The following is a 608-nucleotide window of genomic DNA, read 5'->3' as shown; positions in this document are numbered from 1 at the left end:
GACATCGATCTCACGGTACGGCGCGGCTCGCGCCTCGCGCTGCTGGGCCCGTCCGGCAGCGGCAAGACGACGCTGCTGCGCGTGCTGTGCGGCTTCGAGCGCGCCGAGCGCGGCACCGTCGAGATCGACGGACGCCGCGTGGCCGCCCCCGACGTGCACCTGCCGCCCGAACGGCGCCGGATCGGCTACGTGCCGCAGGAAGGCGCGCTGTTTCCGCACCTGTCGGTGGCCGACAACATCGCGTTCGGGCTGCCGCGCGCGGCACGGCGCCGCCATCACCGCGTCGACGAACTGCTCGAGATGGTCGGGCTGTCGGCGTCGTATGCGAGCCGCGCGCCGCAGCAGCTGTCCGGCGGCCAGCAGCAGCGCGTGGCCCTCGCGCGCGCGCTGGCGCCCGAGCCCTCGCTCGTGATCCTCGACGAACCGTTCTCCGCGCTCGACACGTCGCTTCGCCATGAAACGCGCAGCGCGGTGGCCGACGCGCTTGCTGCGGCAGGCGCGACGTCGGTGCTCGTCACGCACGACCAGCCCGAGGCGATGACGCTCGGCGACGAAGTCGCGGTGATGTGGCAAGGCAGGCTCGTGCAGACGGCCGCGCCGCAGATGCT

At 73.5% G+C, this 608-nt stretch carries 1 protein-coding gene; it reads left to right on the top strand.

The window, feature by feature from the left end:
* Positions 1-608: ABC transporter ATP-binding protein (locus AC0KUR_RS38085; RefSeq protein WP_473377416.1), on the top strand; the 608-nt coding region annotated here is incomplete at both ends.

It is taken from the genome of Burkholderia sp. YHN3-13 (genome assembly GCF_055810675.1).
Note: the sequence above shows the minus strand (reverse complement) of the source record. Positions and strands in the feature narration are given on the sequence as shown.